The organism is Arthrobacter sp. 05L428, from assembly GCF_056397665.1.
The window spans coordinates 341586-367012 of the sequence record NZ_JBFTNW010000001.1 but is presented as its reverse complement, the minus strand read 5'-3'; the positions used below and the strand labels follow the sequence as shown (position 1 = coordinate 367012).

Here is a 25427-nt window from a genome sequence, read left to right as displayed (position 1 = left end):
GTGAAGGAAATTAGCCCTGGCGCTGCTTGTGGCGCGGGTTCTCGCAGATCACCATGACCCGGCCATTACGGCGGATCACTTTGCACTTTTCGCAGATCTGCTTGACGCTCGGCTTGACCTTCATGGCGTTCCTTTGCGTGTTGCAGTTGGTCAGCTGGACCGGCCTTTGGCTAATGCCCTGGCCGGCCAGTGTTTACTTGTAGCGGTAGACGATACGACCACGTGTCAGGTCGTACGGGCTCAGCTCCACCACTACCCGGTCCTCAGGGAGAATCCTGATGTAGTGCTGGCGCATCTTTCCAGAGATGTGTGCCAGAACGATGTGCTTGTTGGTGAGCTCAACGCGAAACATCGCGTTAGGCAGCGCCTCGGTCACAACGCCCTCGATCTCAATGACCCCGTCCTTCTTGGCCATACCCTCCGCTAACTGTTGTTGCCACAGCCCCTCCGGCTTGCACCGACGATCACTGCGGACGATTTTAATTGCTTGTTTTGCTAGCTTGCCTGCTGCCACCAGGCCACAAAAGGGCACAACAGGGCAGACAACCAACAGTCAACACTACGGCATTGCGGGCCGAATGTTAAATCCAGCCATGCTAGCGCACTCCGTCCCCGTATGCACGAAAGCGCCCCGCCGGGGTCTCCACCTCCGCCGCCGCGGCGATCCCGTCCAGGATGGCCAGCCGGACGACGTCGGCTGCCGCGCTCTGCAGGTTTATCAGGCTCAACTGCCGTGCGGTGTCGGTACTGCGGTCCAGCGCGACGGCGCCAGTGGAGAGCGCGAAGACCGTATCGCCGTCGGCCAGCGTATGGCTTGGATTCAGCGCCCGGGCGAGGCCGGCGTGGGCTGCCGATGCTGTCCGCTTGCACTCGGCCTTGTCCAATACGGCGTTGGTCGCGACGACGACGAGGGTTGTGTTGAGGGGCGGCGCGGCATTCGCCGACGGGGAATCGGGAACCCGGAAGCGCGCGTCTAAGGGAGGAACGACCGAGCGCGCGGAGGGTTCGGGATTTCCCGTAGGCACCACAAATGGGAGTCCCAGCGCGTTGACTACAGCAAGCGCCCCGACGACGACGCCGTTGTCCAAGGTGATCGAGGCCGTGCCTACTCCGCCCTTGAATTGGCCCCGGCCGATAGCTGCGCCGGTGCCGGCTCCCACGTTGCCTCGTTCGACGTCGTGCCCCTCCTGGTGTGCGGCGGCATCGGCGGCGGCGGCATAGCCCATGGCCTCGTCCGGGCGGGCGGCGAAGTCGCCGCCGCGGCCCAGGTCGAAGATGGCCGCCGCGGGGACAATCGGCACCACGCCGCCGGGCACGGGGAAGCCCCTCCCCTGCTCCTCACACCAGCGCTGGGCGCCGTGGGCAGCCGCCAGCCCGAAGGCGCTGCCCCCGGTCAGGACCACGGCGTCGACGGCGGTGCTCAGCGTGGTGGGGTCGAGCGCGTCGGTCTCGTGCGTACCGGGACCGCCGCCCCTGACGTCCACCGAGCCTGCCGTCCCCGGGGGCGGCAGGACCACCGTGACACCGCTCTGCCAGCCCTCCCCGGTCCGGGCGGCATGGCCCACGCGGATTCCGGGCACATCCGTAATCGCCATCATGGCTCCATTGTGCGCCCCGCCGCCGGGAAACCAGGCGCCGCGATCTCCCCGCCCGCAAACGAACGTTGTGGAATACTGCAACCAACAATAGGTAAACGGGCAAGGAAGCCTGACATAACAAAGCTCTGACAAGGCCTTGTGCGGGGTTCCGCCCACCCAGCGTGTGGTGAAGTGTTCTTGATCCCCCGCCCAACTGCCTGCCCTCGGCAGGCCCGGATCCGTTAGAGACGCCCTATGACTAGACAATTGACGGACAGTCCCGTGGCTACCGCCGGGACCGTCACGCGGGACCAGCGCCGGGGACGCTGGTCTGCCCGGACGCGCAGGGACTTCATCGTGTTCCTTGCGCTGGCCCTGCCGAACCTGGCACTGATAGCGGTGTTCACCTACCTCCCGCTCATCAACAACATCTACTACTCCACGCTGGACTGGACGCTGGGCTCCGCCTCCGCCACGGTCGTCGGCTTCGACAACTACATCAACTTCTTCACCAGCGCCGACGCCCCCAAGGTGCTGGGCACCACGGCCATCTTCACCGTCATCACGGTCGGCGGGTCCATGGTCCTCGGACTGCTGGTGGCCCTCGCCTTGAACTCCAAGGTCCGCGGCACCACCTTCGCCCGGTCCGCCGTTTTCGCCCCCTACGTGCTAAGCGGGGTCGGCGTCGGACTGGTCTGGCTGTTCATCTTCGACCCCGGCTACGGGGTGCTGTCCTGGCTGCTCCGCGGGATCGGCCAGCAGAGCCCGCAATGGATCAACGATCCGCAGCTCTCCCTGGTCATGGTGATCACGGTCTACATCTGGAAAAACCTCGGCTACTGCGCCGTCGTCTACCTCGCCGGCCTCCAGTCGCTGCCCCAGGACGTCATGGAAGCGGCGTCGCTGGACGGCGCCAACGGGTTCCGCCGCTTCGTCAGCATGTCGGTCCCGCTGCTCTCCCCCACCACGTTCTTCCTGCTGATCACCACGATGCTCAGTTCGCTGCAGGCTTTCGACCTGATCCGGATCATGACCCCGCTCGGCAACGGGACGTCCACCCTGATCTACGAGGCGTACCTGCAGGCCTTCGGGGCCTTCAACCGGGCCGGCTACTCGGCGTCCATTTCCGTGGTGCTCTTCGCCATCCTCCTGGTCATCACCGTGCTGCAGGTGCGGTTCGTAGAACGGAAGGTGCACTACTCGTGAGCACACTCTCTCCCGTGAACCCCGATCCCGCTGCTAACGCCGGACCCGCCGCCGGCCCCGAGGTTCCACCGCAACGGCAGCGGCCGTTTTCCCGCGCAAACCTGGTCCAGACAATTGCCGCCGGCTACGTCCCGCTCATCCTCGCCACCCTCGTGGTGGTGCTGCCGCTGCTCTGGATGGTGCTGAGCTCCTTCAAGCAGCCGGGCGAGATCGTCACGACGGACCTGAAGATCCTGCCGGAAAGCGTGAACCTGGACAACTACCACGTAGCGATGACGACGGTGCCCTTCGCCAGGTTCTTCCTGAACAGCCTGATCGTCACCACGGTGGGCGCCACCGTGAAGGTGATCCTGGCCATCCTGACGGCCTACGCCCTGGTCTTTGTCCGCTTTCCGTTCAAGAACGTCATCTTCATCCTCATCCTGGTCGCGCTGATGGTGCCGCCGCAGGTGTCCATCCTGCCCAACTACATCCTGATCGCGGGCCTGGGTGGCAAGAACACCCTCTGGGGCATCATCCTGCCCGGGCTGGGCACCGCCTTCGGCACCTTCCTGCTCCGCCAGCACTTCATGACGCTGCCCGGCTCCATCCTGGAAGCTGCCGAGATCGACGGCGCGGGGCACTGGCGCCGGCTGTGGCAGGTCGTCGTCCCGGTCTCCGGCCCCTCCATCGCCACCGTCGCCCTGGTCACCGTCGTGAGCGAATGGAACGACTACATCTGGCCGCTCATCATCACCGACCGGCCGGAAACCATGACGCTGCCCGTGGGCCTGACCCTGTTGCAGAACTCTGAAGGCAACGGCTCCGGCTGGGGCATCCTGATGGCCGGCGCGGTCCTGGTGATTGTTCCGATCCTGCTGGTCTTTGCGGCGCTGCAACGCTACATCGTGGCCGGCCTCACCCAGGGCAGCGTCACCGGGTGACGCCGCCTCCGAATGCACCCCACCATCACAACAAGTCAACACTTTTGAGAGGATCCACCATGGCAACGAATCTTGGCCGCAGACACTTCCTTGGCCTGGCCGGCGCGGGCGCAGGGGCCGCGGCCCTGGCGGCCTGCGGCGGCCCGTCCACGGGAGGCGGCACCGGGGCCTCCGGCGCGGCGGACATCGACTTCAGCGGCGTGAAGCCGGCCTCGTCGATCGATTTCTGGACCAACCACCCGGGCAAGTCCCAGGACGTGGAAAAGGCGATCATCGAGAAGTTCCAGGCCAAGTTCCCGGACATCAAGGTCAACCTGATCACTGCGGGCGCCAATTACGAGGAAATCGCGCAGAAGTTCCAGACCTCCCAGGCAGCGAAGTCGGCCCTGCCCGGCCTTGTGGTGCTCTCGGACGTCTGGTGGTTCCGGTACTACACCAACGGCAACATCATCCCGCTCGACAACCTGATCAAGCAGTTGGACATCAAGGTTGACGACTTCCAGAAGTCACTCGTCGCCGACTACCAGTACGCCGACAAGCAGTGGGCCCTCCCCTACGGCCGCTCCACCCCGCTGTTCTACTACAACAAGGACCACTTCAAGGCCGCCGGCTTGCCGGACCGGGCGCCCAAGACCTGGCAGGAGTTCGCCGAGTGGGCCCCGAAACTGAAGGCCAGCTCCGGCGCCCAGTACGCCTACATCTATCCCGCACTGGCCGGATACGCCGGCTGGACCCTGCAGAACAACCTCTGGGGCTGGGGCGGCAGCTGGTCCAACGAATGGACCATCAACTGTGATTCCGCCGAGTCGGTGGAGGCGCTCCAGTGGGCCCAGGACTCGATCTACAAGGACAAGTGGGCGGGTGTCTCCTCCAAGGAGGCCGCGGACGACTTCGCGGCCGGCATCACCTCCGCCACGATCGCCTCCACCGGCTCCCTGCTGGGCGTGCTGAGCTCCGCCAAGTTCAACGTGGGCGTCGGCTTCCTCCCGGGCGGCCCGAAGAAGGAAAGCGGTGTCTGCCCCACCGGCGGCGCCGGACTGGGCATCCCCAGCGGTGTCAGCAAGGAAGTCCAGCTCGCTGCCGCGACATTCCTGAAGTTCATGACCGAGCCGGAGAACACCGCCGCGTTCTCCGCCGCGACCGGCTACATGCCGACCCGGACGTCCGCCGACATGACCGCGGTGCTCGCCAAGACGCCTCAGATCAAGACGGCCATCGACCAGCTCGCGGTTACCCACGTCCAGGACAACGCCCGGGTGTTCCTGCCGGGCGCGGACCAGGAAATGGCCAAAGCCGCCGCGAAGATCCTCACCCAGCAGGGCGACGTCAAGGCCACCATGACCGAGCTCAAGACCACCCTCGAGGGCATCTACACCAAGGACGTGAAGCCGAAGCTCAAGAGCTGACGCTGCGCTCACTGCCTGAGGATACGACGAATCCCTGGCGACGCTGGAATACCAGCGTCGCCAGGGATTCGTCGTATCACAAGCCGCCAAGCGCATCGCTAGGGAGCCGCGAAAGAAACGCTTAGGGAATCGGGACGGGTACGACGCCGAGCGGTGCCAGTTTCGCGGCTCCGCCGTCGGGGGCCGAAAGCACCCAGATGCCCTTCTCGTGCACCGCCACGGAGTGCTCCCACTGGCAGGAGCGCTTCCCGTCGGTGGTGACCACGGTCCAGTCGTCGTCGAGGGTGGCGGTTTCGATGCTGCCGCGGACCAGCATGGGTTCGATTGCCAGGCACAGTCCGGGCCGGATCTTGGGGCCGCGGTGGCCCGTACGGTAGTTCAGCACGTCCGGGGCCATGTGCATCTCGGAGCCGATCCCGTGGCCCACGTAGTCCTCCAGGATGCCCAGCGGCTTCCCGGGCACGGAGGAAACGTAGTCGTCCACAGCGTTGCCGATGTCGCCGACGAACTTGCCGGTGGCCAGCGCCGCGATGCCGTGCCACATGGCCGCCTCGGTGACGTCGGAGAGCCGCTGGTCCTCGGGGTCCGCCGTCCCGACGATCACGGTACGGGCCGAGTCGGAGTGCCAGCCGTCCACGATGGCGCCGCCGTCGATCGAGATGATGTCCCCGTCCTGCAGGACACGGTCGCCGGGGATGCCGTGCACCACCTCCTCGTTGACCGAGGTGCAGATGGTGGCCGGGAAGCCGTGGTAGCCGAGGAAGTTGGACTTCGCTCCGGCGTCCTGGAGCACGCCGGCAAAGACGGCGTCGAGGTCGCGGGTGGTCACTCCGGGGACGGCTGCCGCCACGGCGGCGTCGAGCGCGCGGCTCAGCACCAGCCCGGCCTCGTGCATGGTCCGCATCTGGGCGTTGGTCTTGTATTCAATGCGGGTCTGGCCGAATGCCATCCTCAGCGTCCTTTCGGTGGTGCCGCAGCCACCCCGCAGGGGGTGTGCGGACAAATGGCTGAGGCTCCTCCCGGCACTGCGGGAGGAGCCTCAATAGTCACGGGCCGGATCAGGCGGACTGCGCCGCTTTGATGGCCTGCATGACGCGGTCGGTGACCTCGTCGATGCCGCCGATGCCGTCGACCTGGGTGAGGATGCCGCGGTCGGCATACTTGGCCACCACGGCTTCCGTCTGGCCGTGGTAGAGGTCCAGTCGGTGGCGGATCACGGCTTCGTTGTCGTCGCTGCGGCCGGTGTCCTTGGCGCGGCCCAGGAGGCGCTTGACGAGTTCCTCGTCGTCGGCCGTGAGCTGCAGGACGACGTCGAGCTTCTGGTCGGCGTCGGCGAGGATCGCGTCGAGGTAGTCCACCTGCGCGGTGGTGCGCGGGTAGCCGTCCAGCAGGAAGCCGGCTTCGACGTCGTCCTCCGTGAGGCGGTCCCGGACCATCTTGTTGGTCACGCTGTCCGGGACGAAGTCGCCCGCGTCCATGTACTTCTTGGCTTCGATGCCGAGCGGCGTCTCACCCTTGACGTTGGCACGGAAGATGTCGCCGGTGGAGATCGCAACGACGCCGAGTCGCTCCGAAATGCGTTCCGCCTGCGTTCCCTTGCCGGAACCGGGAGGTCCGATAATCAACATTCTCGTCATCGCAAAAGCCCTTCGTAGTGACGCTGCTGTAGCTGAGCATCAATCTGCTTGACGGTCTCCAAACCTACGCCCACCATGATCAGGATCGAGGTGCCGCCGAACGGGAAGTTCTGGTTGGCGTTGATCAGGACCAAGGCAATCAGCGGGATCAGGGCCACAAAGCCCAGGTAGATCGCGCCGGGCAGGGTGATCCTGGAAAGCACATACTGCAGGTAATCCGCGGTCGGCTTGCCGGCACGGATACCCGGAATGAAGCCGCCGTACTTCTTCATGTTGTCAGAAACTTCCTCAGGGTTGAAAGTGATCGCAACATAGAAGTAAGTGAAGAACACAATCATGGCGAAGTACAGGGCCATGTAGATGGGGTGGTCACCGCGGGTGAGGTTGTTGTTGATCCACTCAACCCACGGCGCGACGGGCTCGCCCGGCGCAGGCCGGTTGAACTGGGAGATCAGGCCCGGCAGGTACAGCATCGAGGACGCGAAGATGACGGGCACGACGCCGGCCATGTTCACCTTGATGGGGATGTAGGTGCTGGTTCCGCCCACGGTGCGGCGGCCGATCATGCGCTTGGCGTACTGCACCGGGATGCGGCGCTGGGACTGCTCAACGAAGACGACCAGGGCCACGGTCAGCAGGCCGATGACGAGGACCGTAAAGAAGGTGCCCGGGCCCTGCGCCTTCCAGATGGCGCCGAGGGACGTCGGGAAGCCGGCAGCGATCGAGGTGAAGATGAGCAGCGACATGCCGTTGCCCACACCCTTCTCGGTGACGAGCTCGCCCATCCACATGATCAGGCCGGTGCCGGCCGTCAGCGTGATGATGATCAGGATCGTGGTGATGATGCTCGCGTCCGGAATGATCGGCAGCTGGCAGTTCGGCAGCAGCTGGCCGGAGCGCGCCAGCGACACCAGCGTCGTGGCGTTCAGGAGGCCCAGGGCGATCGTCAGGTACCGGGTGTACTGGGTCAGCTTGGACTGGCCCGAGGCGCCCTCTTCGTAGAGCTGCTGGAACCGGGGAATGACCACGCGGAGCAGCTGGACGATGATGCTTGCCGTGATGTACGGCATGATCCCGAGCGCGAAAATTGAGACCTGCAGCAATGCACCGCCGCTGAACAGGTTGACGAGCTGGTAGATCCCGCCCGAGGTCTGACCGTTCTGCAAGCATTGCTGGACATTCTGGTAGTTCACACCAGGCGAGGGGATGAAGGCACCCAAGCGGAAGATTGTGATGATTCCCAGCGTGAACAACAACTTGCGTCGCAGATCAGGCGTGCGAAAGGCCCGGCCAAATGCGCTAAGCAAGCGTCCTCCTGAGTAATAAGTAAAGTCGTGTGAGATAGGTCAAATAAACCCAACAACCGAGTCTAACGGGTGGATGCGTCCGGCGAACAATCGGCATGGCCGGGAAACAGAAAAAACTCCCGGCACCGGGGGCCTGAGCCCCACGGTGCCGGGAGTTTCAACAACGGGCAACTGCCCCGCCGCCTCTTTAGAGGGCGGTGGTGCTTCCGCCTGCTGCAGCAATCTTTTCTGCGGCGCTGGCCGAGAATGCGTGGACGGTGACGTCAACCTTGACGGTGATGTCGCCGGTGCCCAGCACCTTGACGGGCTGGTTCTTGCGAACGGCACCCTTTTCGACCAGGTTCTCCACGGTGACTGCGCCACCTTCCGGGAACAGCTCGTTGAGCTTGTCCAGGTTTACAACCTGGTACTCAACCCGGAACGGGTTCTTGAAGCCGCGCAGCTTCGGCAGGCGCATGTGCAGCGGCAGCTGGCCGCCGGCAAAGCCAGCCTTGATCTGGTAGCGGGCCTTCGTACCCTTGGTACCGCGACCAGCGGTCTTACCCTTGGAACCTTCACCACGACCAACGCGGGTCTTGGCGGTCTTGGCACCCGGGGCGGGACGCAGGTGGTGAACCTTCAGTGCGTTCTGCTTCTCAGCAGCGGCGCCCTGTGCCTTCTCGGCGGTGTTCTTCTCTGCCATTTACTTCGCCTCCTCTACCTTTACCAGGTGCGGAACCGTGTTGAGCATCCCGACGGTCACGGCGTCGGCGGTGCGGACAACGGTGTGTCCGATCCGCTTCAGGCCGAGGGAGCGAAGGGTGTCGCGCTGGTTCTGCTTGCCGCCAATGGCGGACTTGATCTGAGTGATCTCCAACTGAGCGTCGGAGGGAATCAGGTTCTTAGCCATGACTCAGACACCTGCCTTCTGGTTCAGGAGCGCCTTCACCATTGCCGGCGGAGCGACCTCGTCGAGCGGGAGGCCGCGGCGTGCTGCCACTGCTGCCGGCTCTTCGAGGCGCTTCAGCGCATCAACGGTCGCGTGAACGATGTTGATGGCGTTGGAGGAACCGAGCGACTTGGAGAGGATGTCGTGGATGCCCACGCACTCCAGTACTGCACGGACCGGACCGCCGGCGATAACACCGGTACCGGCGGAAGCCGGACGCAGCATGACAACGCCTGCAGCGGCTTCGCCCTGCACGCGGTGCGGGATGGTGCTGCCGATGCGGGGAACGCGGAAGAAGGACTTCTTGGCCTCTTCAACGCCCTTCGCGATGGCGGCGGGAACTTCCTTAGCCTTGCCGTAGCCGACGCCGACCATACCGTTGCCGTCACCGACGACGACGAGGGCGGTGAAGCTGAAGCGACGACCACCCTTGACGACCTTGGAAACGCGGTTGATGGTTACGACGCGCTCTACGAACTGGCTCTTCTCGGCTTCGCGGCCGCCGTCGCGGCCACCACGGCCACCACGGTCGCCACGGCCCTGGCCGCGGTCGCCACGCTCGCCACGACGGGCGCCACCACGGCGGTCGTCAGTGGTAGCAGGCGCAGCGGTCTCAGTTGCCGGAGCAGCTACAGCTTCAGTCACCTGAATGTCCTTTTCGTTATTTTCGGTCACAGTGCCAGCCCACCTTCACGTGCGCCGTCAGCGACGGCGGCGATCCGGCCGTGGTACTTGTTACCACCGCGGTCGAAGACAACAGCTTCGATACCGGCAGCCTTGGCGCGCTCGGCGACGAGCTCGCCAACGCGCTTGGCCTTGGCGGTCTTGTCACCGTCGAATGCACGAAGGTCGGCTTCCAGAGTGGACGCGCTCGCTACGGTCAGGCCCTTGGTGTCATCGACAACCTGGACGAATACGTGGCGTGCGGAACGGTTGACGACCAGACGCGGACGTACAGCCGTACCGGAGATGCGCTTGCGGATACGAAGCTGGCGGCGGCTGCGCTGGGCAGACTTGCTCTTGTTCGTACGCTTCTTGTTAATTGCGATGGCCATGGTTACTTACCAGCCTTTCCGACCTTGCGGCGGATGACTTCGCCGGCGTAGCGGATGCCCTTGCCCTTATAGGGGTCCGGCTTCCGCAGCTTGCGAATGTTGGCAGCAACCTCGCCGACCTGCTGCTTGGAGATACCTGAAACAGAGAGCTTGGTCGGGGTCTCAACTGCAAAGGTGATGCCGTTCGGAGCCGAGACGTTGACCGGGTGGCTGTAGCCCAGAGCGAACTCAAGGTCAGAACCCTTGGCCTGGACGCGGTAACCGGTACCGACAATCTCAAGCTTCTTCTCGTAGCCTGCGGTAACGCCCTGGATCATGTTGGCGATCAGGGTGCGGGTCAGGCCGTGCAGCGAACGGGAGGCGCGCTCGTCGTTCGGGCGGGCGACAGTCAGGGTGCCATCTTCCAGGGTGACCTCGATCGGGCTGGCCACAGTGTGGCTCAGCTCGCCCTTGGAACCCTTGACGCTGACGACAGAGCCGTCAACCTTGACCTCAACGCCGGCAGGAACGGTGATGGGGAGACGTCCAATACGTGACATTATTCTCTTCCTTTCCCGTTACCAGACGTAAGCGAGGACTTCGCCGCCCACGCCCTTCTTGCCGGCCTGCTTGTCAGTCAGGAGGCCGGAAGAGGTGGACAGGATTGCGATACCCAGGCCACCCAGCACGTGCGGCAGGTTGGTGGACTTTGCGTAAACGCGCAGTCCCGGCTTGGAAATACGACGAACGCCAGCGATGGAACGCTCGCGGTTCGGACCGAACTTGAGCTCGAGGGTCAGCTTCTTGCCAACCTCCGCGTCTTCTTCCTTCCAGGAGGCGATGAAGCCTTCTGCCTTCAGGATGTCAGCAACGCGTGCCTTGAGCTTGCTGTAAGGCATAGACACGGAATCGTGGTATGCCGAGTTTGCATTGCGCAGACGCGTAAGCATATCTGCGACAGGATCTGTCATAGTCATGTGGGCTCTTGCCCTTCCTCATAACGGTTTCCGCTGTCCTGGAAACAAAGCCAGGCAGCCGGACCTTTTACGTAGCTAGATTAATCTTCGGTCTTGAACGGGAAGCCAAGCGCCTTGAGCAGCGCGCGGCCTTCGTCGTCGGTCTTGGCAGTGGTCACGACGGTGATGTCCATGCCGCGAACGCGGTCAATGGAATCCTGGTCGATCTCGTGGAACATAACCTGCTCGGTCAGACCGAAGGTGTAGTTGCCGTTGCCGTCGAACTGCTTGCCGCTGAGGCCCCGGAAGTCGCGGATACGCGGCAGTGCCAGCGTGACCAGACGGTCCAGGAATTCCCACATGCGGTCGCCACGCAGAGTTGCGTGCGCACCGATCGGCATGCCTTCGCGCAGCTTGAACTGTGCGATCGACTTGCGGGCCTTGGTTACCTGCGGCTTCTGGCCGGTGATCAGGGTCAGATCGCGGACAGCGCCGTCGATCAGCTTGGAGTCCTTGGCGGCATCTCCAACACCCATGTTCACAACGACCTTCACCAGACGGGGAACCTGGTTGACGTTCTCGTACTTGAATTCCTCAACGAGCGAGCTCTTGATGGAATCCGCGTACTTGGTCTTCAGACGAGGAACGATCTTGCTTGCCGGAGTCTCGAGAGTCTCAGTCATTAGATGTCCTTCCCTGAGCTCTTGGCCACGCGGACACGCACTTCACGCTTCACGCCATCGCGCTCAACGGTCTCGGTGCGGAAACCGACGCGGGTGGGCTTCTTGGTGGAGGGGTCAACCAGAGCCACGTTGGAGATGTGGATTGAAGCCTCAACGACCTCGATGCCACCGGTCTTGGTGCCGCGCTGCGACTGACCGACCTTGGTGTGCTTGGTTACGCGGTTAATGCCTTCAACCAACACGCGGTTGGTCTCCGGGAATACGCGCAGAACCTTGCCCTGCTTGCCACGGTCGCCGCCGCGCTCAGCCTTGGCGCCAGTGATGACCTGAACCAGGTCACCCTTTTTGATCTTAGCCATGGACTAGAGCACCTCCGGAGCCAGAGAAACGATCTTCATGAACTTCTTGTCGCGAAGTTCACGACCAACCGGTCCGAAGATACGGGTACCGCGGGGGTCACCGTCGTTCTTCAGGATCACAGCTGCGTTCTCGTCAAACTTGATGTAGGAACCATCCGCACGGCGGCGTTCCTTCTTGGTACGGACGATGACAGCCTTGACGACGTCGCCCTTCTTTACGTTGCCGCCCGGAATTGCGTCCTTGACGGTAGCGACGATCACGTCGCCAATGCCTGCGTAGCGACGGCCAGATCCACCGAGAACGCGAATGGTAAGGATTTCCTTAGCACCCGTGTTGTCGGCGACCTTGAGTCGCGACTCCTGCTGAATCACTATTTACTCCTTGCGTCGCGCCGGTTCTCAGACCGAAAATCTTCCTACGGAATGAGCCTTGCGGAACGGTTGATCGGGGTGTCTCTTGACCTGCCTGGATTTTGCCAGACCAGGCCTAAACGCCCGTGCCAAAAACAGTTGCTTCCCGGGAGCGCGAGGCGCGAGGGGGCACTATGCCGTGGCACGATTGTTTACGAGGTTGATGATGACGCACGAAAGGCGCCATACAAACTCAAAATCTTAGCACGTTTCCGGCGCATCCCCATATCACAGCTGCCGGCCCCCTGCCCACGGCGCGCGAAGGGACACTTAGTGGGCGCGGGCGGGGTGCGGCCGGCCCTCAGCGGCCGACGTCGTCGCTCACGGCAGTCTCTTGGCCCGCCTTCCGCCCCCTCCCCCGCGAACTGAGCCCGCCGGCGTCGGACACCCGCTGAAACTCTGCGCGGCGTGACGTGCCGGCGACGCCACAGGCCCCCGCCGGGAACGAGGAAACCCCCGCTCCCAGAAGGGAACGGGGGTTTCGGCGCAGATTCCCGGGCGGGGAAGCTGCAGGTGTTACTTGGCCTTCTCGAGGATCTCCACCAGGCGCCACCGCTTGGTAGCGGACAGCGGGCGGGTCTCGGCGAGGAGAACGAGGTCGCCGATGCCGGCGGAGTTCTCTTCGTCGTGAGCCTTGATCTTCGTGTTGCGGCGCATAACCTTGCCGTAGAGGGCGTGCTTCACGCGGTCTTCGACCTGGACAACGATGGTCTTTTCCATCTTGTCCGAGACGACATAGCCGCGCTTCGTCTTACGGTAACCGCGCTCGTCAGCCTTGGCTGCGTCGGAAACAGTTTCCGTCACGTTCTCGTCCTTTTCACTCACTTGGCGTCCTCCTCGGTCTCAACCGTTTCAGCCTTGTCAGCCTTCTTGGTTGCAGCCTTCTTGGACTTCTTTTCTTCCTTGGCTTCCACAACCGGTGCGGCAACCTCGGCACGAATGCCCAGCTCGCGCTCACGGAGAACGGTGTAGATGCGTGCGATGTCCTTCTTTACCGCGCGCAGACGACCGTGGTTCTCCAGCTGTCCGGTGGCGGACTGGAAACGCAGGTTGAACAGCTCTTCCTTGGCCTTGCGGAGTTCTTCAACGAGACGCTCGTTGTCGAAACCGTCCAGCTGTGCGGATGCAAGTTCCTTGGATCCTACTGCCATTTCTACTCACCACCTTCGCGACGCACAATGCGTGCCTTCAACGGCAGCTTGTGGATTGCCAGGCGCAGGGCCTCGCGAGCTACCTCTTCACTGACACCGGAGAGTTCGAAGAGAACCCGGCCCGGCTTGACGTTTGAGACCCACCATTCCGGAGAACCCTTACCGGAACCCATGCGGGTTTCGGCCGGCTTCTTCGTCAGCGGACGGTCCGGGTAGATGTTGATCCAGACCTTTCCGCCACGCTTGATGTGGCGGGTCATCGCGATACGGGCAGATTCGATCTGACGGTTCGTGACGTAGGCCGGGCTCAGAGCCTGGATACCCCACTCACCGAACGAGACCTCGGTGCCGCCCGTGGCAGCGCCGGAACGACCCGGGTGGTGCTGCTTACGGTGCTTTACTCGACGCGGGATAAGCATTTAAGCCTGTCCTCCTTCTACTGCCGGTGCAGCTGCTTCGACAGCCGGAGCGTCGGCAGCAGCGGGTGCAGCCTCGGCCGGGCGGTCGTTACGACGACGGCGGTCACCACGGTCAGCGCCACCCGGGCGGCCCGGACGATCGCTGGCACCACGGCCGCGGGACGGAGCAGCAGCTGCCTGCTGAGCCAGTTCCTTGGCGGTGACGTCACCCTTGTAGATCCAGACCTTCACGCCGATGCGGCCGAAGGTGGTCTTGGCCTCGTAGAAGCCGTAGTCGATGTTCGCGCGGAGGGTGTGCAGGGGCACACGGCCTTCGCGGTAGAACTCCGAGCGGGACATTTCTGCGCCACCCAGTCGACCCGAGCAAGCGATACGGATGCCCTTGGCACCAGCGCGCTGCGCGGACTGCATTGCCTTCTTCATTGCACGGCGGAAGGCCACGCGGGAAGTCAGCTGCTCTGCAACGCCCTGGGCAACAAGCTGGGCTTCCATCTCGGGGTTCTTGACCTCGAGGATGTTCAGCTGGACCTGCTTGCCGGTGAGCTTTTCGAGCTCGCCGCGGATGCGGTCTGCCTCGGCGCCGCGGCGGCCGATCACGATGCCCGGACGTGCCGTGTGGATATCCACGCGGACACGGTCGCGGGTGCGCTCGATCTCAACCTTGGCGATGCCGGCGCGCTCCATGCCCGTGGACATGAGCTGGCGGATACGGATGTCTTCGCGAACGAAGTCCTTGTACCGCTGGCCGGCCTTGGTGCTGTCGGCGAACCAGTGCGATACGTGATCGGTGGTGATACCGAGTCGGAACCCGTGCGGGTTAACTTTCTGTCCCACTTAGCGAGCCTCCTCTTTCTCCGGGGTAGCGACTACCACGGTGATGTGGCTCGTGCGCTTCTTGATCTGAAATGCACGACCCTGGGCACGCGGCTGGAACCGCTTCATGGTCGGGCCTTCATCAACAAACGCTTCGCTGATGATGAGGTCACCTTCGTCAAACGCCACGCCGTCGCGGTCCGCGAGGACCCGGGCGTTGGAGATTGCCGACTGAACTACCTTGAATACCGGCTCAGAAGCTGCCTGCGGGGCAAACTTCAGAATTGCCAGAGCCTCGTTCGCTTGCTTACCACGAACAAGGTTGACGACGCGCCGGGCCTTCATAGGCGTTACGCGGATGTGACGCGCAATTGCCTTGGCTTCCATTGCTTTCCTTCTCTCGTCTTTGACGTAAGTGCAGGCGCCTAGCGGCGCTTGCCCTTACGGTCGTCCTTGACATGGCCGCGGAATGTCCGCGTGGGAGCGAATTCGCCGAGCTTGTGCCCGACCATCGACTCAGTGACAAACACCGGGATGTGCTTGCGTCCGTCGTGCACGGCGATCGTGTGGCCGAGCATGTCGGGGACGATCATCGAACGGCGGGACCAGGTCTTGATGACGTTCTTGGTGCCCTTTTCGTTTTCCCTGGCTACCTTCACAAAGAGGTGCTGGTCAACGAAAGGACCTTTTTTCAGGCTGCGTGGCATGTGTCCAGGCTCCTATCGCTTGTTCTTGCCAGTACGACGGCGACGAACAATAAGCTTGTCGCTCTCTTTGTTGGGACGGCGGGTGCGGCCTTCGCGCTTACCGTTCGGGTTGACGGGGTGACGTCCACCGGACGTCTTACCCTCGCCACCACCGTGCGGGTGGTCGACCGGGTTCATGGCGACACCACGGACGGTCGGGCGGACGCCCTTCCAGCGCATACGGCCGGCCTTACCCCAGTTGATGTTCGACTGCTCGGCGTTGCCGACCTCGCCGACGGTTGCGCGGCAGCGCACGTCAACGTTGCGGATTTCGCCGGAAGGCAGACGCAGCTGGGCGAAACGGCCTTCCTTTGCAACGAGCTGGATCGATGCGCCGGCGGAGCGGCCCATCTTGGCGCCGCCACCCGGGCGCAGTTCAACTGCGTGGATTACGGTACCGACCGGGATGTTGCGCAGCGGCAGGTTGTTGCCGGGCTTGATGTCAGCGTCGGCACCTGCTTCCACGGTGTCACCCTGGGCCAGCTTGTTCGGGGCGATGATGTAACGCTTGGTGCCATCAACGTAGTGCAGGAGGGCGATGCGAGCCGTGCGGTTCGGATCGTACTCGATTTCGGCAACGCGGGCGTTGACGCCGTCCTTGTCGTGACGACGGAAGTCGATCAGACGGTACTGGCGCTTGTGGCCACCACCCTTGTGACGGGTCGTGATCTTACCGGTGTTGTTACGGCCACCCTTTTTCGGGAGGGGACGTACCAACGACTTTTCCGGCGTCGACCGCGTGATTTCGGTGAAGTCCGCTACGCTCGAGCCACGACGGCCCGGGGTAGTCGGCTTGTACTTACGGATTCCCATAATTTATTTCCTCGTTAAAGTGGTCTCCGCTACGAGAGCGGACCGCCGAAGATGTCGATAGTGCCTTCTTTGAGGCTCACAATGGCACGCTTGGTGTTCTTGCGGGTACCCCATCCGAATTTGGTGCGCTTGCGCTTACCGGCACGGTTGATGGTGTTGATCGATTCGACCTTGACGGAGAAAATCTTCTCCACGGCCAGCTTGATCTCGGTCTTGTTCGAGCGGGGGTCCACCAGGAAGGTGTACTTGCCCTCGTCGATCAGGCCGTAGCTCTTTTCCGAAACGACGGGTGCAAGCACGACGTCGCGCGGGTCTTTGATGGTGGCTGCGCTCACTTGGCATCCTCCTCGTTCTTTGCAGCCTTGTCAGCAACGAATGCTTCGTAGGCAGCCTTGGTGAAGACTACGTCGTCAGAAACGAGCACGTCGTAGGTGTTCAGCTGGTCTGCGTACAGAACGTGAACATCCTGGAGGTTGCGCACGGAGAGTGCAGCAACATCGTTGGCGCGGTCGATGACAACGAGCAGGTTCTTGCGCTCGGAGACGCCACGCAGCGTTGCCAGTGCGTCACGGGAAGACGGCTTGGTGCCTTCGACCAGATCAGCAACGACGTGGATGCGGCCGTTACGGGCGCGGTCAGAGAGAGCGCCGCGCAGTGCAGCAGCAATCATCTTCTTGGGGGTGCGCTGGCTGTAGTCACGCGGCGTGGGGCCGTGGACGATGCCACCACCGGTCATGTGAGGAGCACGGATTGAACCCTGACGGGCGCGGCCGGTGCCCTTCTGCTTGAACGGCTTGCGACCGGCGCCGGAAACTTCGGCGCGGGTCTTGGTCTTGTGGGTACCCTGGCGAGCAGCAGCGAGCTGTGCAACGACGACCTGGTGCAGCAGCGGCACGTTGGTCTGTACGTCGAAGATCTCTGCAGGCAGGTCAACCTTGACAGTGCTAGTCATTGAACTAGGCTCCCTTCACGGCGGTGCGTACGAGTACGACCTGGCCGCGGGCGCCGGGGACGGCACCCTTGATCAGGAGCAGCGACTTCTCGACGTCAACCGCGTGGACCGTGAGGTTCAGCGTGGTGTGACGAACGGCGCCCATGCGGCCGGCCATTTTCATGCCCTTGAAGACGCGGCTCGGGGTGGATGCGCCACCGATAGAACCGGGCTTACGGTGGTTCTTGTGGGCACCGTGGGAAGCTCCAACGCCGTGGAAGCCGTGACGCTTCATAACACCGGCGAAGCCCTTACCCTTGGTGGTGCCAACGACGTCGATCTTCTGGCCGGCTTCGAAGAGCTCTACGGAGAGCTCCTGGCCCAGCTCGTAAGAGTCAGCATCTGCAGTGCGCAGTTCTACGACGTGGCGGCGAGGCGTGACGCCTGCCTTTTCAAAGTGACCAGCCAGCGGCTTGGTGACCTTGCGGGGGTCGATCTGGCCGTAGCCGATCTGAACGGCGACGTAGCCATCAGTCTCTGCATTGCGCAGCTGCGTGATGACGTTCGAGTCAGCCTGGACCACAGTGACGGGGATGAGCTTGTTGTTCTCGTCCCAGACCTGGGTCATGCCGAGCTTCGTGCCCAGCAGGCCCTTTACGTTACGGGTTGCGGTCATAGTCTCTCAGCACCTCCCTACAGCTTGATTTCGATGTTCACGTCGGCCGGCAGGTCGAGACGCATGAGCGAATCAACAGCCTTGGGCGTGGGATCGATGATGTCGATAAGACGCTTGTGCGTGCGCATTTCAAAGTGCTCGCGGCTGTCCTTGTACTTGTGCGGAGAGCGGATTACGCAGTAGATGTTCTTCTCCGTCGGCAGCGGCACGGGGCCAACTACAGTTGCGCCTGCGCGCGTGACCGTCTCAACGATCTTCCGTGCTGAAACGTCAATGACCTCGTGGTCATATGACTTCAGCCGGATGCGGATTTTTTGTCCCGCCATGTCGCCTGACTCTCTTTCAGTCTGTGCTTCCCCTGTTTAGGGCTGCCCTGTTTACTTACTCGTTGTGTGGCTGCCGAAGCATTTGAAGTCGTAACTACCACCCGCCGCACAAGCTGAATCCGGATGAATCCGGGTTCCTCAACCTGCCGGCGCAACCGACCCCCGCGGTCGGGCGTGTCGCGCTTTGCACGCGTACTCGTCCGCAGTTCCTTGGGAAGTGGGTTATGTTTGGGCTCTTACTTGGACCCTGGCACCCGGCATTATCCGGATCGGGACGCGAAAGAGCGCTTGAACAACTCATCTAGTATGCCGGAATTAATCGGCAGAAGCGAATCAGCGCCGACAGGACCTGCCCCTGGCTCCCCGCTCCTCTCGACTCTTGGTCCTGCCGGCGCCCGGTCATTGCCTTCAGCAACGGTCGATACGAAGATAGGGGCATGACCGTGCAGGATTCCCCCGCCGTCCAGGCCCTCGCTGCCAAGCTGCGGCCGGGCTTCATGCTGGGGGTGGCCTCCGCCGCCTTCCAAATCGAAGGTGCCCTCGCAGCCGGGGGGCGAGGACCCTCAGGCTGGGACGCCTTTGCCGAGAAGCCCGGCAGCATCCAGGACGGGCACTCCCCCGCCGTCGCCTGCGATCACTACAACCGTACGGACGAGGACGTCCGGTTGATGCGCGAGCTGGGCATCGATTCCTACCGGTTCTCGATTTCCTGGCCGCGGATCCAGCCGGACGGCACGGGCCCGTTCAACGCCGAGGGCCTCGACTTCTACGACCGGCTGATCGACCGGCTCCTCGAGGCCGGAATCTCGCCGATGGCCACGCTGTACCACTGGGACACCCCGCTTCCGTTGGAGCACCGCGGAGGCTGGATGAACCGGACGACGGCGGAACGCTTCGCCGACTACAGCGCCGCCGCCGGCGCCCGGTTCGGGGACCGGGTGACCCAGTGGGTGACGTTGAACGAACCGGCCTCCGTCACCCTCAACGGCTATGCCCTCGGCGTGCATGCGCCCGGCCACGACCTGCTCTTCGACGCCCTGCCGTCGGTGCACCACCAGCTCCTGGCCCACGGACTCGCGGTCCAGGCCCTGCGGGCCGAGGGCGTTACCGGGGCGGTCGGCGTCACCAACCTGCACTCCCCCGTCCGGCCGGCCACCGGGTCCGTCACGGACAAGCTGCTGGCGAAGGTCTTCGATCTGGCACTGAACCGGATCTACGCCGATCCGATCCTGTTGGGGAGCTATCCGAAACCGCCGCTGCTGGCCAGGCCCTGGTTCCGTGCCCTCGCCAGGATCTCCGACGCGGACCTGCGCAATATCCACCAGCCGCTGGATTTCTACGGGGTGAACTACTACTACCCGGTGAAGGTGGCCACCGGCCGCGGCCCCGCGGACAGCCCGGTCGGCTCAGCGGAGGCGATGGTGAAACTGCCGTTCCACTTTGCCGCATTCCCGGAGTATGAAACCACCGGCTTCGGCTGGCCGGTGGCGCCGGACCACCTGGGTCCGCTGCTTCGGGAAATGAAGGACCGGTACGGCGAGGCCCTCCCCCCGCTCTACATCACCGAGAGCGGAGCGAGCTTCCCGGAACCGGACCATGTGGACGGGCCGATCGCTGACGCGGGCCGGATCAGCTACCTCGCCGACCATCTGGGCCACGCACTCGCCGCGACGGCCCCCGGCGGCATCGCCGACGACGTCGAACTCCTGGGCTACTACGTGTGGACGCTGATGGACAACTTCGAATGGGCGGCCGGCTACTCCCAGCGCTTCGGCCTGGTCCACGTCGACTTCGACACCCAGGCGCGGACCCCCAAGGAGTCCTTCTATTGGTACCAGGCCCTCAGCAGGGCCAGGCAGGACCAGTCCGCGCGCTAGATCACTGCCCCGCTACTTGTTCTTGTTGGCGCGGTCGATGCGTTTTGCACGCTCGATCTCGTGCCGGAAGTATTTCTTGGCCCACAGCCCGCCACCGACGCCGGCGGCAATTACCACCAGGAAAATGATCCATTCCATGCCGGTCTCCTCTCTTCACCTGCAACCGTAGCAGGAACTTAAAAGGAACAGCCCCGCTGCAGTGCAGCGGGGCTGTTCCTTTTCGTCACGGAGGCCGCCAGGCGGCCGCCGATCAGGAGTTCAAGCTCGGATCAGCAAGGACTACTTGATGATCTTGGTGACGCGTCCCGAACCAACGGTGCGGCCGCCTTCGCGGATTGCGAAGCCGAGGCCCTCTTCCATTGCGATCGGCTGGATGAGCGCAACGGTCATCTCAGTGTTGTCGCCGGGCATAACCATTTCCGTGCCTTCCGGCAGGGTGATAACGCCGGTTACGTCCGTGGTGCGGAAGTAGAACTGCGGGCGGTAGTTGGAGTAGAACGGGTTGTGACGTCCGCCTTCGTCCTTGGAGAGGATGTAGACGTTAGCCTCGAAGTCGGTGTGCGGGGTGATGGAACCCGGCTTGACGACAACCTGGCCACGCTCGACATCGTCGCGCTTCAGACCGCGGAGCAGGAGGCCACAGTTCTCGCCGGCCCATGCTTCGTCGAGCTGCTTGTGGAACATCTCGATACCGGTAACCGTGGTCTTCTGGACCGGGCGGATGCCGACGATCTCGACCTCAGAGTTGATCGCGAGGGTTCCACGCTCGGCGCGGCCCGTAACAACGGTGCCACGGCCGGTGATCGTGAAGACGTCTTCGATCGGCATCAGGAACGGCTTGTCACGGTCACGTACCGGGTCCGGAACGGACTCGTCGACAGCAGCCATCAGGTCCTCAACGGACTTGACCCACTCCGGGTCGCCTTCCAGAGCCTTCAGGCCCGAAACGCGGACAACCGGTGCTTCGTCGCCATCGAAGCCCTGCGAGCTCAGGAGCTCACGAACTTCCATTTCGACGAGGTCGAGGAGTTCCTCGTCATCGACCATGTCAGCCTTGTTCAGTGCCACCAGCAGGTAGGGAACACCAACCTGGCGGGCGAGCAGAACGTGCTCGCGGGTCTGGGCCATCGGGCCGTCAGTGGCGGCAACCACGAGGATTGCACCGTCCATCTGAGCAGCGCCGGTGATCATGTTCTTGATGTAGTCAGCGTGACCCGGAGCGTCTACGTGTGCGTAGTGGCGCTTCTCGGTCTGGTACTCAACGTGGGAGATGTTGATGGTAATGCCGCGCTGACGCTCTTCGGGTGCAGAGTCAATCGACGCGAAGTCACGCTTCTCGTTGAGAGTCGGGTACTTGTCGTACAGCACCTTGGAAATGGCGGCCGTCAGCGTCGTCTTACCGTGGTCAACGTGACCAATGGTACCGATGTTAACGTGCGGCTTAGTCCGCTCGAACTTTGCCTTTGCCACAGGTTCCTCCTAGAACGTTTTCAAATGACTTACCCTTCGACCGCGCTTGTCGCGGCTGAAACTCCAGTAAGTCTACTTGGGGGGCTTTGGATTGGTGAAATTGCAGATTCAGGAACTAATACTAGTCCCTCGAGCCTGTTCGTGCTGGCGGCCGGTGCCCGGCTGGACTGCGTCCGACCGGGGCCGGCCGCCAGCACCAGGTGAATCTCCTATTGAGGAAACGCACCCGAGTGTTTTCGCTGCTGCGGGAAGTCCTTGCGGACTACTCGCCGCGGCTCTTCTGGATGATCTCGTCGGCAACTGCCTTCGGGACCTCGGCGTAGCTGTTGAACGTCATGGAGTACACAGCGCGGCCCTGGGTCTTCGAACGCAGGTCACCGATGTAGCCGAACATGCCGGACAGCGGGACGTGCGCGCGAATGACCTTGACGCCCTGGGCATCTTCCATGGACTGCATCTGGCCACGGCGGGAGTTGAGGTCACCGATAACTTCACCCATGTATTCCTCAGGGGTGCGGACCTCGACATCCATCAGCGGTTCAAGCAGGACGGGGTTCGCCTTGCGTGCGGCTTCCTTGAAAGCCATACGGCCGGCGATCTTGAACGCCATTTCCGAGGAGTCAACATCGTGGTAAGCGCCGTCAATCAGCGTCGCCTTGATGCCGACAACCGGGTATCCGGCCAGGACGCCGTCGTTCAGCGCATCCTGGATACCAGCGTCAACGGACGGGATGTATTCGCGCGGAACGCGGCCACCGGTGACCTTGTTCTCGAACTGGTACATCTCGCCTTCGGACGTGTCCAGCGGCTCGATGGCGATCTGGATCTTTGCGAACTGGCCCGAACCACCGGTCTGCTTCTTGTGCGTGTAGTCGTGACGCTCTACAGCACGCTTGATGGTTTCGCGGTAGGCAACCTGGGGCTTGCCCACGTTTGCCTCGACCTTGAATTCGCGGCGCATGCGGTCCACCAGGATGTCCAGGTGGAGCTCGCCCATGCCGGCGATGATGGTCTGGCCGGTGTCTTCGTTGAGGGAGACCTGGAAGGTCGGGTCCTCAGCGGAGAGCTTCTGGATGGCCGTGGAGAGCTTCTCCTGGTCGCCCTTGGTGTTCGGCTCGATCGCGACCGAGATCACGGGCTCCGGGAAGCTCATGGACTCGAGGACGATCTGGTTCGAAGAATCGCACAGGGTGTCGCCCGTGGTGGTGTCCTTCAGGCCGATCGCTGCGTAGATGTGGCCAGCGGTAGCGCCGTCAACCGGCATTTCCTTGTTGGCGTGCATCTGGAACAGCTTGCCGATGCGCTCCTTCTTGCCCTTGGTGGAGTTGACCACCTGTGCGCCTGCTTCCACGTGACCGGAGTACACGCGGATGAAGGTGAGCTGGCCGAAGAAGGGGTGCGCGGCGATCTTGAACGCCAGTGCGGAGAACGGCTCGTCAGCGGAAGGCTTACGGGTCAGTTCCTTCTCTTCGTCGCGAGGATCGTGACCGATCATCGGGGGGACGTCGAGCGGGTTCGGCAGGTAGTCCACGACGGCGTCGAGCATCGGCTGGACGCCGCGGTTCTTGAACGCGGAACCACAGAAGACCGGGTAGAGCTCGGAGTTGATCGTCATCTTGCGGATGCCGGCCTTGAGCTCGTCGATCGAAATCTCTTCGCCCTCGAGGTACTTCTCCATGAGCTCTTCGGAGGACTCTGCAACGGTCTCAACGAGCGTTGCGCGGTACTCTTCGGCCTTTTCCTTGAGGTCAGCCGGGATCTCCTGGATCTCGTACTTGGCACCCATGGTGACGTCACCCTTGGAGTCGCCGGGCCAGACCAGTGCACGCATGTACAGCAGGTCGACGACGCCGATGAAGTCGTTCTCGGCGCCGATCGGCAGCTGCATGACGAGCGGCTTGGCACCGAGGCGGCTGACGATGGTGTCGACGGTGAAGTAGAAGTCAGCGCCGAGCTTGTCCATCTTGTTGACGAAGCAGATGCGCGGGACGTTGTACTTGTCGGCCTGGCGCCAAACAGTCTCGGACTGCGGCTCCACACCTTCCTTGCCGTCGAACACGGCGACTGCACCGTCGAGGACGCGCAGGGAGCGCTCAACCTCAACCGTGAAGTCAACGTGGCCGGGGGTGTCAATGATGTTGATCTGGTTGTTTTCCCAGAAGCAGGTCACGGCGGCAGACGTGATGGTGATGCCGCGTTCCTTCTCCTGTTCCATCCAGTCGGTGGTCGACGCGCCGTCGTGCGTTTCGCCGATCTTGTGGTTCACACCCGTGTAGAACAGGATGCGCTCGGTAGTAGTGGTCTTGCCGGCATCAATGTGGGCCATGATGCCGATATTGCGGACCTTGCTAAGGTCGGTAAGCACGTCCTGTGCCACGGTGTCTCCCTTTCGGATGGACTGCACGTTCGCCGCCGACTCGGTTGAGCCGGCGGCGTCCGGGAAGTATTACCAGCGGTAGTGTGCGAAGGCCTTGTTGGACTCGGCCATCTTGTGGGTGTCTTCGCGACGCTTCACAGCGGCTCCGAGACCGTTCGAGGCATCCAGGATTTCGTTCTGGAGGCGCTCGGTCATCGTCTTTTCGCGGCGGGCCTTGGAGTAGCCAACCAGCCAGCGGAGGGCGAGGGCCGTGGAACGGCCCGGCTTGACCTCGACGGGAACCTGGTAGGTGGCGCCACCGACGCGGCGGGAGCGGACCTCGAGGGAAGGCTTGACGTTGTCCATGGCCTTCTTGAGGGCTGCAACCGGGTCGCCGCCGGACTTGGCGCGCGCGCCTTCGAGTGCACCGTAGACGATGCGCTCTGCGGTGGACTTCTTGCCGTCAACCAGCACCTTGTTGATCAGCTGAGTGACCAGCGGGGAGCCGTAAACGGGATCTAGTACTAGCGGCCGCTTGGGGGCCGGACCCTTGCGAGGCATATTACTTCTTCTCCATCTTTGCGCCGTAGCGGCTGCGGGCCTGCTTACGGTTCTTCACACCCTGGGTATCGAGGGCGCCACGGACGATCTTGTAACGGACACCCGGAAGGTCCTTAACACGGCCGCCACGGACGAGCACAATGGAGTGCTCCTGCAGGTTGTGGCCAACACCGGGAATGTAGGCGGTGACTTCAACGCCGCCGTTGAGGCGCACGCGGGCAACCTTACGGAGAGCCGAGTTCGGCTTCTTCGGGGTCGTCGTGTAAACGCGGGTGCAGACACCGCGGCGCATGGGGCTGCCGTTAAGCGCGGGAGCCTTGGTCTTCTTGACCTTAGGCGTGCGGCCCTTGCGGACCAGCTGGTTAATCGTAGGCACTCTCGTGTTCTCCGTTTTATCCGGAGCGGTCGTTGACGGCCGCTCTCTTGTCGCTTCGCCTCGCCGCTCGAGCTTTGAAGTTCTCTCCAGAGCAGCTGAGGCGAAGCCTTAATAGTCGGACCGCATACCGGGCCTCCGGACTCTCATCCTGGACTGCCCCTAGGCATGCGAAAATGTGGCATACGTTGCACAAGAACCCTGCAAACCGGAAACGTCGTCCTGATTGAACCTTTCGGCTGCAACCGGCGCACTCATCCACTGCCACAATAACAATTAGTCTCAAGTCTAACACGGACGGCCCCCAGCCCTTAATCGGCGGGCTTTCGGGCCCATCCGCCGCCGGCCGCCTCCCGCCGTCGAGTGCTGAGATACGGCCGTTCCGGAGCCCGAAAAGGGCGGCATCGGAGCAACCGACTGACCAAGGGCCGGAGGCGCTGGCACCGGGGACGCGGCAGGCTGCGGGTTAAACGGGGATGGTCCCGCAC

35 protein-coding genes are annotated in these 25427 nt (G+C 63.0%); 4 read left to right on the top strand and 31 right to left on the bottom strand.

What is annotated here, in order from left to right:
* Nucleotides 1–10: 10 nt before the first annotated feature.
* The 3 genes from rpmJ to AC1DH3_RS01805 form a co-directional block, all read right to left on the bottom strand.
* On the bottom strand, nucleotides 11–124 hold the full coding sequence (rpmJ, locus tag AC1DH3_RS01815; RefSeq protein ID WP_009358722.1) for a 50S ribosomal protein L36: 114 nt from the start codon (nucleotides 122–124) through the stop codon (nucleotides 11–13).
* 69 nt (nucleotides 125–193) lie between these two features.
* A complete protein-coding gene (infA, locus tag AC1DH3_RS01810) occupies nucleotides 194–415 on the bottom strand; it encodes a translation initiation factor IF-1 (protein ID WP_009358723.1) in 222 nt (73 codons plus the stop codon).
* A 181-nt stretch (nucleotides 416–596) separates the two neighbouring features.
* Nucleotides 597–1598, bottom strand: coding sequence for a P1 family peptidase (locus AC1DH3_RS01805; protein ID WP_476908459.1), 1002 nt, complete (start codon nucleotides 1596–1598; stop codon nucleotides 597–599).
* A 234-nt stretch (nucleotides 1599–1832) separates the two neighbouring features.
* On the opposite strand from AC1DH3_RS01805, the gene AC1DH3_RS01800 reads away from it, so the two are divergent.
* Genes AC1DH3_RS01800 through AC1DH3_RS01790 form a run of 3 tightly spaced genes read left to right on the top strand, consistent with a single transcriptional unit; the run spans nucleotide 1833 to nucleotide 5112 of the window.
* Nucleotides 1833–2783 carry a carbohydrate ABC transporter permease gene (locus AC1DH3_RS01800; protein WP_476908458.1) on the top strand — a complete coding sequence of 317 codons (951 nt, stop codon included), beginning with the start codon at nucleotides 1833–1835 and terminating at the stop codon, nucleotides 2781–2783.
* The gene (locus tag AC1DH3_RS01795) at nucleotides 2780–3706 is read left to right on the top strand and encodes a carbohydrate ABC transporter permease (protein WP_476892122.1); all 927 of its coding nucleotides are present in this window, start codon (nucleotides 2780–2782) and stop codon (nucleotides 3704–3706) included. Before AC1DH3_RS01800 ends, AC1DH3_RS01795 begins: the two co-directional genes overlap by 4 nt.
* A gap of 59 nt (nucleotides 3707–3765) precedes the next feature.
* Nucleotides 3766–5112, top strand: coding sequence for an ABC transporter substrate-binding protein (locus tag AC1DH3_RS01790; protein ID WP_441417039.1), 1347 nt, complete (start codon nucleotides 3766–3768; stop codon nucleotides 5110–5112).
* 121 nt (nucleotides 5113–5233) lie between these two features.
* Here the strand turns inward: AC1DH3_RS01790 and map are convergent, their stop codons facing one another.
* The 23 genes from map to rpsJ all read right to left on the bottom strand — a co-directional run bounded on the left by map (nucleotide 5234) and on the right by rpsJ (nucleotide 18302).
* Nucleotides 5234–6061, bottom strand: a complete 828-nt coding sequence (gene map / locus AC1DH3_RS01785) for a type I methionyl aminopeptidase (protein ID WP_441417038.1) — start codon at nucleotides 6059–6061, stop codon at nucleotides 5234–5236.
* A gap of 109 nt (nucleotides 6062–6170) precedes the next feature.
* Nucleotides 6171–6740, bottom strand: coding sequence for an adenylate kinase (locus tag AC1DH3_RS01780; protein ID WP_441417836.1), 570 nt, complete (start codon nucleotides 6738–6740; stop codon nucleotides 6171–6173).
* A gap of 5 nt (nucleotides 6741–6745) precedes the next feature.
* Nucleotides 6746–8056: a preprotein translocase subunit SecY gene (gene secY, locus AC1DH3_RS01775; RefSeq protein WP_476908457.1), complete on the bottom strand. Its 1311-nt coding sequence runs from the start codon at nucleotides 8054–8056 to the stop codon at nucleotides 6746–6748.
* 187 nt (nucleotides 8057–8243) lie between these two features.
* Nucleotides 8244–8738, bottom strand: coding sequence for a 50S ribosomal protein L15 (rplO, locus tag AC1DH3_RS01770; RefSeq protein ID WP_011692793.1), 495 nt, complete (start codon nucleotides 8736–8738; stop codon nucleotides 8244–8246).
* Complete coding sequence (gene rpmD / locus AC1DH3_RS01765; RefSeq protein ID WP_056626615.1) at nucleotides 8739–8945, bottom strand: 50S ribosomal protein L30; 207 nt, start codon at nucleotides 8943–8945, stop codon at nucleotides 8739–8741. It abuts the gene before it with no gap.
* A gap of 3 nt (nucleotides 8946–8948) precedes the next feature.
* Entirely contained in the window at nucleotides 8949–9629 is a 681-nt protein-coding gene (gene rpsE / locus AC1DH3_RS01760) for a 30S ribosomal protein S5 (protein WP_441417037.1), read from the bottom strand.
* A gap of 26 nt (nucleotides 9630–9655) precedes the next feature.
* Nucleotides 9656–10039 carry a 50S ribosomal protein L18 gene (gene rplR, locus AC1DH3_RS01755; protein WP_018773674.1) on the bottom strand — a complete coding sequence of 128 codons (384 nt, stop codon included), beginning with the start codon at nucleotides 10037–10039 and terminating at the stop codon, nucleotides 9656–9658.
* A 2-nt stretch (nucleotides 10040–10041) separates the two neighbouring features.
* Nucleotides 10042–10578 (bottom strand): 50S ribosomal protein L6, encoded by a 537-nt coding sequence (gene rplF / locus AC1DH3_RS01750; protein ID WP_028269576.1) that lies wholly within the window; start codon nucleotides 10576–10578, stop codon nucleotides 10042–10044.
* Between the two features lie 18 nt (nucleotides 10579–10596).
* On the bottom strand, nucleotides 10597–10995 hold the full coding sequence (rpsH, locus tag AC1DH3_RS01745) for a 30S ribosomal protein S8 (RefSeq protein WP_056737814.1): 399 nt from the start codon (nucleotides 10993–10995) through the stop codon (nucleotides 10597–10599).
* A gap of 80 nt (nucleotides 10996–11075) precedes the next feature.
* On the bottom strand, nucleotides 11076–11657 hold the full coding sequence (gene rplE, locus AC1DH3_RS01740) for a 50S ribosomal protein L5 (RefSeq protein ID WP_056425240.1): 582 nt from the start codon (nucleotides 11655–11657) through the stop codon (nucleotides 11076–11078).
* Nucleotides 11657–12016: a 50S ribosomal protein L24 gene (gene rplX, locus AC1DH3_RS01735; RefSeq protein WP_066436866.1), complete on the bottom strand. Its 360-nt coding sequence runs from the start codon at nucleotides 12014–12016 to the stop codon at nucleotides 11657–11659. The genes rplE and rplX overlap by 1 nt, the downstream gene beginning before the upstream one ends.
* Nucleotides 12017–12019: 3 nt before the next feature.
* Nucleotides 12020–12388: a 50S ribosomal protein L14 gene (gene rplN / locus AC1DH3_RS01730; RefSeq protein ID WP_003803789.1), complete on the bottom strand. Its 369-nt coding sequence runs from the start codon at nucleotides 12386–12388 to the stop codon at nucleotides 12020–12022.
* Between the two features lie 555 nt (nucleotides 12389–12943).
* Nucleotides 12944–13252, bottom strand: a complete 309-nt coding sequence (rpsQ, locus tag AC1DH3_RS01725) for a 30S ribosomal protein S17 (RefSeq protein ID WP_056737811.1) — start codon at nucleotides 13250–13252, stop codon at nucleotides 12944–12946.
* Entirely contained in the window at nucleotides 13249–13578 is a 330-nt protein-coding gene (gene rpmC, locus AC1DH3_RS01720) for a 50S ribosomal protein L29 (protein WP_011692802.1), read from the bottom strand. The genes rpsQ and rpmC overlap by 4 nt, the downstream gene beginning before the upstream one ends.
* A gap of 2 nt (nucleotides 13579–13580) precedes the next feature.
* Nucleotides 13581–13997, bottom strand: coding sequence for a 50S ribosomal protein L16 (rplP, locus tag AC1DH3_RS01715; RefSeq protein WP_138768571.1), 417 nt, complete (start codon nucleotides 13995–13997; stop codon nucleotides 13581–13583).
* On the bottom strand, nucleotides 13998–14831 hold the full coding sequence (rpsC, locus tag AC1DH3_RS01710) for a 30S ribosomal protein S3 (protein ID WP_441417036.1): 834 nt from the start codon (nucleotides 14829–14831) through the stop codon (nucleotides 13998–14000). It lies immediately after the preceding gene.
* Nucleotides 14832–15197 (bottom strand): 50S ribosomal protein L22, encoded by a 366-nt coding sequence (gene rplV / locus AC1DH3_RS01705; RefSeq protein WP_003803798.1) that lies wholly within the window; start codon nucleotides 15195–15197, stop codon nucleotides 14832–14834. It abuts the gene before it with no gap.
* Between the two features lie 38 nt (nucleotides 15198–15235).
* Complete coding sequence (gene rpsS / locus AC1DH3_RS01700; protein ID WP_018773666.1) at nucleotides 15236–15517, bottom strand: 30S ribosomal protein S19; 282 nt, start codon at nucleotides 15515–15517, stop codon at nucleotides 15236–15238.
* 12 nt (nucleotides 15518–15529) lie between these two features.
* Nucleotides 15530–16369: a 50S ribosomal protein L2 gene (gene rplB / locus AC1DH3_RS01695; protein ID WP_024366131.1), complete on the bottom strand. Its 840-nt coding sequence runs from the start codon at nucleotides 16367–16369 to the stop codon at nucleotides 15530–15532.
* A gap of 29 nt (nucleotides 16370–16398) precedes the next feature.
* Nucleotides 16399–16704 (bottom strand): 50S ribosomal protein L23, encoded by a 306-nt coding sequence (gene rplW, locus AC1DH3_RS01690; RefSeq protein WP_018773664.1) that lies wholly within the window; start codon nucleotides 16702–16704, stop codon nucleotides 16399–16401.
* Nucleotides 16701–17321 carry a 50S ribosomal protein L4 gene (gene rplD / locus AC1DH3_RS01685; protein WP_441417035.1) on the bottom strand — a complete coding sequence of 207 codons (621 nt, stop codon included), beginning with the start codon at nucleotides 17319–17321 and terminating at the stop codon, nucleotides 16701–16703. The genes rplW and rplD overlap by 4 nt, the downstream gene beginning before the upstream one ends.
* Before the next feature lie 4 nt (nucleotides 17322–17325).
* Nucleotides 17326–17976 (bottom strand): 50S ribosomal protein L3, encoded by a 651-nt coding sequence (gene rplC, locus AC1DH3_RS01680; RefSeq protein WP_003803812.1) that lies wholly within the window; start codon nucleotides 17974–17976, stop codon nucleotides 17326–17328.
* A gap of 17 nt (nucleotides 17977–17993) precedes the next feature.
* The gene (gene rpsJ / locus AC1DH3_RS01675; RefSeq protein WP_038464699.1) at nucleotides 17994–18302 is read right to left on the bottom strand and encodes a 30S ribosomal protein S10; all 309 of its coding nucleotides are present in this window, start codon (nucleotides 18300–18302) and stop codon (nucleotides 17994–17996) included.
* A gap of 437 nt (nucleotides 18303–18739) precedes the next feature.
* Between rpsJ and AC1DH3_RS01670 the strand changes: the two genes are divergently transcribed.
* Nucleotides 18740–20179, top strand: coding sequence for a GH1 family beta-glucosidase (locus tag AC1DH3_RS01670; protein WP_476892120.1), 1440 nt, complete (start codon nucleotides 18740–18742; stop codon nucleotides 20177–20179).
* Nucleotides 20180–20191: 12 nt separating this feature from the next.
* Here the strand turns inward: AC1DH3_RS01670 and AC1DH3_RS01665 are convergent, their stop codons facing one another.
* From AC1DH3_RS01665 to rpsL, 5 genes are all read right to left on the bottom strand, one after another.
* A complete protein-coding gene (locus AC1DH3_RS01665) occupies nucleotides 20192–20317 on the bottom strand; it encodes a hypothetical protein (protein ID WP_441417033.1) in 126 nt (41 codons plus the stop codon).
* Nucleotides 20318–20458: 141 nt separating this feature from the next.
* Complete coding sequence (tuf, locus tag AC1DH3_RS01660; protein ID WP_003803827.1) at nucleotides 20459–21649, bottom strand: elongation factor Tu; 1191 nt, start codon at nucleotides 21647–21649, stop codon at nucleotides 20459–20461.
* Between the two features lie 262 nt (nucleotides 21650–21911).
* A complete protein-coding gene (gene fusA / locus AC1DH3_RS01655) occupies nucleotides 21912–24026 on the bottom strand; it encodes an elongation factor G (protein WP_138768566.1) in 2115 nt (704 codons plus the stop codon).
* Between the two features lie 69 nt (nucleotides 24027–24095).
* Nucleotides 24096–24566 carry a 30S ribosomal protein S7 gene (rpsG, locus tag AC1DH3_RS01650; RefSeq protein WP_026531948.1) on the bottom strand — a complete coding sequence of 157 codons (471 nt, stop codon included), beginning with the start codon at nucleotides 24564–24566 and terminating at the stop codon, nucleotides 24096–24098.
* Between the two features lies 1 nt (nucleotide 24567).
* Nucleotides 24568–24942: a 30S ribosomal protein S12 gene (gene rpsL, locus AC1DH3_RS01645; protein WP_011692814.1), complete on the bottom strand. Its 375-nt coding sequence runs from the start codon at nucleotides 24940–24942 to the stop codon at nucleotides 24568–24570.
* Nucleotides 24943–25427: the final 485 nt, after the last annotated feature.